The organism is Nocardia sp. NPDC059177, assembly GCF_042755165.1.
Lineage (GTDB): Bacteria > Actinomycetota > Actinomycetes > Mycobacteriales > Mycobacteriaceae > Nocardia.
On the sequence record NZ_JBHZBX010000001.1, the window covers coordinates 120,809 to 127,902 of the forward strand.

7 protein-coding genes are annotated in these 7,094 nt (G+C 66.7%); 4 read left to right on the forward strand and 3 right to left on the reverse strand.

Features of this window, described 5'->3' with window-relative positions; all coding sequences use genetic code 11:
- Position 1 precedes the first annotated feature (1 nt).
- A complete protein-coding gene (locus ACFXK0_RS00575; protein WP_379407486.1) occupies positions 2 to 1,459 on the reverse strand; it encodes an ATP-binding protein in 1,458 nt (485 codons plus the stop codon).
- A 181-nt stretch (positions 1,460 to 1,640) separates the two neighbouring features.
- Complete coding sequence (locus ACFXK0_RS00580) at positions 1,641 to 2,651, reverse strand: Shedu immune nuclease family protein (RefSeq protein WP_379407487.1); 1,011 nt, start codon at positions 2,649 to 2,651, stop codon at positions 1,641 to 1,643.
- A gap of 328 nt (positions 2,652 to 2,979) precedes the next feature.
- Here ACFXK0_RS00580 and ACFXK0_RS00585 point away from each other — a divergent pair, with 328 nt between their 5' ends.
- The 3 genes from ACFXK0_RS00585 to ACFXK0_RS00595 all read left to right on the forward strand — a co-directional run bounded on the left by ACFXK0_RS00585 (position 2,980) and on the right by ACFXK0_RS00595 (position 5,374).
- Positions 2,980 to 3,165, forward strand: a complete 186-nt coding sequence (locus ACFXK0_RS00585; protein WP_379407489.1) for a hypothetical protein — start codon at positions 2,980 to 2,982, stop codon at positions 3,163 to 3,165.
- On the forward strand, positions 3,162 to 4,433 hold the full coding sequence (locus ACFXK0_RS00590) for a hypothetical protein (protein ID WP_379407490.1): 1,272 nt from the start codon (positions 3,162 to 3,164) through the stop codon (positions 4,431 to 4,433). The genes ACFXK0_RS00585 and ACFXK0_RS00590 overlap by 4 nt, the downstream gene beginning before the upstream one ends.
- A 137-nt stretch (positions 4,434 to 4,570) precedes the next feature.
- Complete coding sequence (locus tag ACFXK0_RS00595) at positions 4,571 to 5,374, forward strand: hypothetical protein (protein ID WP_379407491.1); 804 nt, start codon at positions 4,571 to 4,573, stop codon at positions 5,372 to 5,374.
- Between the two features lie 17 nt (positions 5,375 to 5,391).
- On the opposite strand, the gene ACFXK0_RS00600 is transcribed toward ACFXK0_RS00595, so the two are convergent.
- Complete coding sequence (locus ACFXK0_RS00600; RefSeq protein ID WP_379407492.1) at positions 5,392 to 6,363, reverse strand: helix-turn-helix transcriptional regulator; 972 nt, start codon at positions 6,361 to 6,363, stop codon at positions 5,392 to 5,394.
- Positions 6,364 to 6,451: 88 nt separating this feature from the next.
- Between ACFXK0_RS00600 and ACFXK0_RS00605 the strand changes: the two genes are divergently transcribed.
- A complete protein-coding gene (locus ACFXK0_RS00605) occupies positions 6,452 to 6,985 on the forward strand; it encodes a DinB family protein (protein WP_379407493.1) in 534 nt (177 codons plus the stop codon).
- Positions 6,986 to 7,094 lie beyond the last annotated feature (109 nt).

Sequence of the window (7,094 nt, forward strand, 5' to 3'; positions counted from 1 at the left end):
CTCAGACCCCTGCTTGATCGCGTTCGACCCGCGCGGCCGAGATCAACACCGACTGCCAGAGCGCGAGATTGTCCTTGATCCGTGGTCCGTTGTGTTCCTTGCCGAACACCTCGTGCAGCAGGAAGAACATCAGCGCTTTGACCAGCGGAGCATCGTTGAGACTCCCGTTGCGTCCGTTGAGCACCGCAGACCGAAAGCGCTTGTTGAGAACGATCGTTCGGGTTTCCCGGTCGATGTCGAAGAACATGTCGTCGGCGAGCGGACGCCACTCGACGCCGATCGGTTCCTCACCGGGAATCGGCGGCAGTTCATCGGTGATGGTCTCCTTCACCGACGGCGCGAATCCACGGCCCGGCGGGATCACCGCCTTGCGCACTGCGCCCTGCCGCTGACGTGCCTCGCGGTAGACGGTCTGCGCGTCGCTGAGGTAGTCGGCGAACGAGCGACCGGAATCATCGGATGCCGATTCGAGCGCCGAGACGAATTCCGGTGACACCTCGACGCCTTCCTTCTTGACCGTCAGCCGGAAAACGTCACCACCCGAGGGCGGCAGCGCGACATCTACGCGTGCCAGCGAAAGGTGCTGTTCGGGCTGCCGGAAATTGTTCCAGCCACCGGCCTGCACGACGCGTCCGTTGCGATAGAAGTAGAAACCCTGACGATCCAGGACGCTTCCTACCGCCTTGTACTCGCTCACCGAGGAGCGCGGGGTCCAGATATGGGCGGTGAGCTCGACTTTTCCGATCGAGTCGAGATCGGCGACAAAGGTCCGTGGGTAGTCGCGATGACCGGTGACGGGGTAGCCGAAGGGATCGAGCCCCACAACGCCGAGGTCGGTGTAGACCGTGTTCGTCCGAACGTCCTCGACGGCGATGGTGATGTTGAAATCCTCGCGCGCGAGGAATCGGTGCAGTTGCAGTCCGAGATGGGCCCCGAGCCGATTGATCATCCGGTCGAGGTAGCGACCGGTCTGTGTACCACCGACATTGCGCGGGAAGTCCTTGACGCCGTCCCATCGGACAACGGTGCCGTGCCATTCGATCGGGCACCGGTGGTAGCGATCGATCAGGGACTGGGCGTAGTGCGGGTCGACGATGTCGCACTGAAAGCCGTCACGTGCGCGTTCCATCACCCATTGCAGCCCCGCCGGTCGGGTCTTCTTGGTTCGACTGACCACGGTCACGGCCGAGGCCTGGCTCAGCGAGGCCGACTTCAGGCCCGTACCGAACATACCCAGCGAGTTCGCGGCGTAGTTACGTCGACCGCCGACAGTCATGGCGACATCGAGTTCGTCCTCGGTCATGCCACAGCCATCGTCGATGATGAGCAGGCTCAGCAGATCGTCACCGTCACGAAGGAAATGGATCACCACATCCTTGGCGCCCGCGTCGATCGAATTGTCCACCAGGTCGGCCACAGCGGCTTCGAATCCATAGCCCTGACTGGTGAGAGCCTCCATGTACCGAGCGTCCGGCGGCAGATACTTCCGCCCCGTCGTCGGTACATCGAACTGCCAGTCGGCCGTCATCGCCACCCCATATCGCCCGGTGTCAACATTTTCGAGGAAGACCCTCCTCGCATTGATCATCGCACCCGGCAGGACTGTTACAGGCCCCCGTCGACGAGACCGTACTTCCAGATCAGTCGTCAGCGGCGGCCACCAAGTCGACCATCCACTCAGCTCTTGCCAGTAGTTCGTCGAAGGTGACGACCTCAGGACCCGCCAGCTCCCGCCGGTACAGCTCGAACGATCGGATCTGGGCTTGGTGGTGGCCGCCCGAGGCGCCGACCAACTGTCCCAACTGCCCGATTACCACATACGACCTCGGGCGGAACATGTACGTCCAGTCATCGGGGATATCGCTGTTGTCGGCGTCCTTCGACTGGAGCCGATCGGCGATCTCGCGAGTCGCGAGATGGACAGTCGTCTGGACCTGAGCGACGGCACCGGACAGTTCCTTGGACGGCGGCCATGCGTCGGATCGGTATTCGGCGGACCCGAGCAGCTGAGTTCTGTGTGTCTTGAACTCCACGAACACCATCGAACGAATCCGGCCCGACGTTCGCAGCAGCGCGTCGACCCGCTTACCCGCGCCCGTGATCGAGAAGCCCGCGACGACTTGCTCCAGTTTGTCGGAGTCCCATGCGGTCAGGACCTGGGTGGCCAGCGAGGTGCCGAGAATCCAGGGGTTCTGTTCGAAGAACCGCTGCCAGACCTTTTCGTCGCCTTGCCCAGGGATCTCCGAGGCTTCCTGCGCGAATACGTCGTCATCGGTCATCAGGCGTCGAAATCGCTCCACCTGGGCGCGGCGATGCGCCAGGCCGATGACGTCCTCGGCCGCTACATCCTTGGAGATGAGCTCACGAAACAGCCGTGGATTGGCTCGGTAGGCCTCGATCAAGCGGGGTTCGTAGTCCTCGCCCGGAGCGGCCAGGCCGAACGTCTCGCAGAACAGCTCGACGAGGCTCACCCCGACCGTGCGGTCTATTTGAAGTGACTGGCTGCTCTTCGGCTTCGATGCCCGATTCCTCGATCCGAAGGTAGACAGATGGATGAGTGGCGCGCCGTCGTCATCGGTGATGAGCTGATATCGACATTCCACACTCGACTCGGCCTTGTGCGGGTGGATCCGCTGCGCGTTCTCGACCACATCAGTCACTCTCGCCACAGCAGCCCACCCCGTCGTTCAATCTCTTTGTTGCACAACATCTTCCGCGCAAAGCTAGTTCGGGGTCATTCTCGGCCGTGTTCGGGCCGCTGTCAACGATGGAACGCGCGACACCAGCGCTGTCAAGGGGTGACAGGACCCGAAGATCGTCGGTGGGACGTCGGTTCACATGTATCTGTGCCGATGTTTTGGTTGTCGTACACAGATATTCGTGAAGGCCTGGTCACGGGCGGGCGAAGGAGGCATTCTCGGAGGTGAGTTCGCGTTACCCAGGAGTCACATGAGTGGTCGAAATGTGCGGGATGGTGGCGTGCCCGAGGTGTTGCCTTCGGTGGAGCGGTTGCCCGCGGACGAGGCTCGGGATCTGTTCGAGTTGATGGGGGCAGCGGTCGCGTTGGAGGCGACGGCGCTGGAGAAGTCGATCGATTCGATGATGCGGGCGTTGCCGCGGCCGTTGCGCGCGGTGACGAAGAAGATCATGTTCGGGGGACGATGACGGATCTGACCACGCGGGCCCAGCTGATTCTGCTGGCCCGGACGTTGCATGTGCATCCGCAGCGGGTGCAGCATCTGCGGTATCTGGGGGCGCAGCGGCTGCACGAGTTGCAGGAGCAGATCTCGGGGGCGCTGTTCGATCAGCACACGGACATGTTCCGGCGGATCAGCGCGCTGGTGCCGTATATCCCGCTGTCGATTTCGATTCCGCTGGTGCAGCGGCTGGTTCCGCCGATGATGACGGGGCGGGCGGCCGGCGCGGTCGGGGTGGAACATCCGGTGAAGGCGGTGGAGACGCTGTCGATGCTGGATCCGGGGTATGCGGCGGATTGTGCGCCGTATCTGGATCCGCGGGCGATCGCGCAGCTGGCCGACATCGCGCCGGCGAAACCGGTGGTGGCGATCGTCAACGAGTTGTTGCGGCGGCGCGACTATGTGACGGCTGGGCCGTTCCTGTCCTGCGCCACAACGGAATTGATCGCGGCGGTCGAGGCGGGTGTGCGCGATGATGCGGGGCTGATCTTCACCGCCGCGTATTCCTACGATGTGGTGACGCTCAGTTCGGTGGTCCGGCAGCTGCTGGACGGGCCGCGACGGCGGGTGCCGCGGATGACACACACTGTGCTGTCGGGCGCGCCGGGGCTGCAACACGCCGCGCTGTCGGTGTTCTCGCGCTGCGAGTCCGATGTCGTGCAGCGGGTGGGCGACATCCTGTTCGGGAGCGCGCGGCCCCAGGCTGTCGGGAACCTGGTCCGGAACGCGCTGATGGTGGGGGCGGTGCCCGAATTCCTCACGATCACCGGGCAACTCACACCGCTGGGATTGTGGTCGCTGGTGGGCAATCCGGTGTTCGCCGATCCGGATATCGGGGCGGGGCTGATCGCGCCGCTCGATCAGCGCGACGACGCGGGCAGCTGGCGGGGGTTGTTCACGTTGATGTCGCGGATGGACGACGGTGTCCGCCATCGCGCGGGATACGCGCTGGCCACGCTGCCGGACGCGACGGTCGCGGCCCTGCCCGCCCGCGCGACCGAGACCGGGTGCTGGCCGGCGCTGCTCGATCTCGTCGCGGTCTCCGGGCCGGACGCGCGGGCGCGGTTCGGGGCGGTGTGGTCGGAGCTGGGGCCGGAGCGGCGCGCGCATCTGCACCGGTGCATCCACGAGCACAACTACGACACGCGGCTGGCGGAGATCACGGCGCTGGTGGCGCCGGTGGCGGTGGATCAATTGTTCTTCGAGCGGCGGCGGATGCAGCGGTACCGGCACTGAGCGCACCGGCGGGCGGCAGCCAGGGACTCCACCATCATGCAGGCGGCCGACCGGCTTCGCCTGCCCACCGCGCGGACGCGGTGGAAATGCGACAAAGTGGGTACTTCGGTCAGCGTTGTCGGATTCTGAGGAGAGACATGTATCGCGTACCCGTGCAGCGTCCGGCCAGTGGAGGGACGGCGGTGAGTGCTGGGGTGCTCGCTGTGCTGGGGGCGCTGGTCGGGGTCGGTGGGTTGATCTCGGTACTGGTGCGGGGCGGGGGCTCGGTGTTGGGGATCGGGCTTGTGCCGGGCTGGGCGTCGGCGGTGTCGGGGTTGGTGCTGTTCATCGATGCGGTGGCGTCGATCTTGTTGTTCGTCGGGGCGGTGCTGGTGTTTCGACGGCGGGGGGCCGGGCCGATGCTGGTGGCGTTGGGGTGCGCGGGGGTGGTCGGCGCCTATGTGGTGGCCGCGGTATCTGTCGCGGTGCAATTGTCCGAGATCGGGATTTCGATCGGGCGGCATCTCGAGGCGGTGTTCGGGCAGACGAACGTGAACGCGATCGTCGGTGAGGTGGTCGAGGTTCCCTGGCCGGTGTCGGTCCTGCTGCTGGTGTTCCCGGTCCTGACGTTCGTGCTGGCGGTGCTGCCGTCCACGCGGCGGTGGTGCAAGGGTGCTTGGGCGGGGGGCAGGCCGGCGGCGGGTGCTTGGGCGCCGGCCGGGCAGGGGCCGCACGGGATGCGGCCGGGGCAGCAGATGCCCGTGATGCAGCCGGGACACGGTGCGCCGCAGGGGCAGTGGGGTCGAGGCCCGCAACCGCAGGGTCAACCCCGAGGACCGCACGGACCCGGCGCACCGGCACCGCAAGGACAGTGGGGCCACAGCCCGCAGGGAGCGCCGCGCCCCATCGACCAGGGCAGGCAAGCACCGCCGAATCAGCCGCCGAACGGTTTTCGGCAGTGATCAACGAGCACCAGCGATTATGCCTCCGGGGTGGAGGATGATCGTAGGAAGCGGGTGCCGCAGGCAGTGATGCGGGCGGCCAGTTCGGGTGGGCTGAGGACGGTGAAGTCGGCGTCGACCTTGCTCAGGAGCAGCAGGGGCCAGTCGAGGTTGTCGACGGCGGTTTCGATGTGGGTGCGGGTGGGGGTGATGGGGGTGGCGGTGCACCAGCGGCCGACGCGGGCGCGGACGTCGTCGGCGGGGGCCTCGATCTCGGCGGTGACGGTGTAACCGGTTCTGCGGGCGCCTATTCCGGCGCGGACGAAGTCGGCGGCGTCGGCGGCGGGGAGGTCGCGGGGGCGGAAGCGGATACCGGTCGTGGCTGCGCCGGTGAGACGGTCGACGCGGAAGGTGCGCCAGGCGTGGCGGGTGAGGTCGTAGGCGACCAGGTACCAGCGGCGGCCCAGGGAGACCAGGCGGTGGGGTTCCACCTCGCGGGTGCTGGTCTCGCCGTCGGCGGCGACGTAGGCGAAACTGATGCGTTCCTCGGCGCGACACGACATGGCCAGCTCGGTGATGACGGCGGGGTCGACATCGGAGAGCGGGACGCCGGACCAGCCGCTGGAGACGGTCATGGCGCGCAGGGCGTCGACCCGGCGGCGCAGGCGGTTCGGCAGCACGGTGACGAGTTTGGCGAGGGCGCGCACCGACGGTTCGGCGAGGCCGTCGACGGCACCCTGTGAGCCGGCCTGCAGGCAGACGGTGATGGCGACGGCTTCCTCGTCGTCGAGGACCAGCGGCGGCAGGGCGGCGCCCGCGGCGAGCTGGTAGCCGCCGTCGAGGCCGGGGCGTGCGTCGACGGGGTAGCCCAGTTCCCGCAGGCGGTCGATATCGCGGCGCAGGGTGCGGGCGGAGACGCCCAGCCGGCCGGCGAGTTCGGTGCCGGGCCAGTAGCGGTGGGTCTGCAGCAACGACAGCAGACGGAGGGTGCGTGCGCTCGTATCGGCCATGTTTCCAGTATCTCGCCATTGCGGACAGAAACTGGCCGCAATGGGGTCTACCTTGGGTTTTACACCGACAACGGAAGGACATCAGCTCATGACCAACTCCTCGTCCACCCTGATCGACGCCGAGCGCAGCGACATCCTCGACACCCTCGCCAAGCACCGCTACTTCCTGCGTTTCACCGTGCGCGACCTCACCGACGAGCAGGCCGGGCTGCACACCACCGTCAGCGAACTGTGCCTGGGCGGGCTGATCAAGCACGTCACCGCCGTGGAACAGAACTGGCAGACCTTCATCGTCGAGGGCCCCGGCCCCGCGCCCGATTTCGAATCGATGACCGATGAGCAGATCGCGGAGTGGGGCAAGGAGTTCCAGATGCAGCCGGGTGACACCCTGGCCGGCATCCTCGCCGCCTACGACGCGGTCGCCGCGAAGACCGATCAGCTCGTGCGCGAGCTGCCCGACCTGAACATCTCCCATGAACTGCCCAAGGCGCCGTGGTTCGAGCCGGGCGTGCGCTGGACCGCGCGGCGCACCCTGATGCACATCATGACCGAGACCGCGCAGCACTCCGGCCACGCCGACATCATCCGGGAATCGCTGGACGGCGCTAAGTCGATGGGCTGACAGTCTCCAGCACGGTCGCGGGCGCCGCGCCAGGCGCGGCGGGCGCGGCCCGGGCCGGGGCGGACCGGACAACGGCCAAGGCCCAGAGCCAGGGGGCCCCCACCCAAGA

What these genes read in the sequence shown, in the direction of transcription:
- ACFXK0_RS00605 (WP_379407493.1), top strand. Translation starts at nt 6,452, where the DNA reads ATGACCAACTCCTCGTCCACCCTGATCGACGCCGAGCGCAGCGACATC.
- ACFXK0_RS00575 (WP_379407486.1), bottom strand. Translation starts at nt 1,459, where the DNA reads ATGGAGGCTCTCACCAGTCAGGGCTATGGATTCGAAGCCGCTGTGGCC.
- ACFXK0_RS00600 (WP_379407492.1), bottom strand. Translation starts at nt 6,363, where the DNA reads ATGGCCGATACGAGCGCACGCACCCTCCGTCTGCTGTCGTTGCTGCAG.
- ACFXK0_RS00590 (WP_379407490.1), top strand. Translation starts at nt 3,162, where the DNA reads ATGACGGATCTGACCACGCGGGCCCAGCTGATTCTGCTGGCCCGGACG.
- ACFXK0_RS00595 (WP_379407491.1), top strand. Translation starts at nt 4,571, where the DNA reads ATGTATCGCGTACCCGTGCAGCGTCCGGCCAGTGGAGGGACGGCGGTG.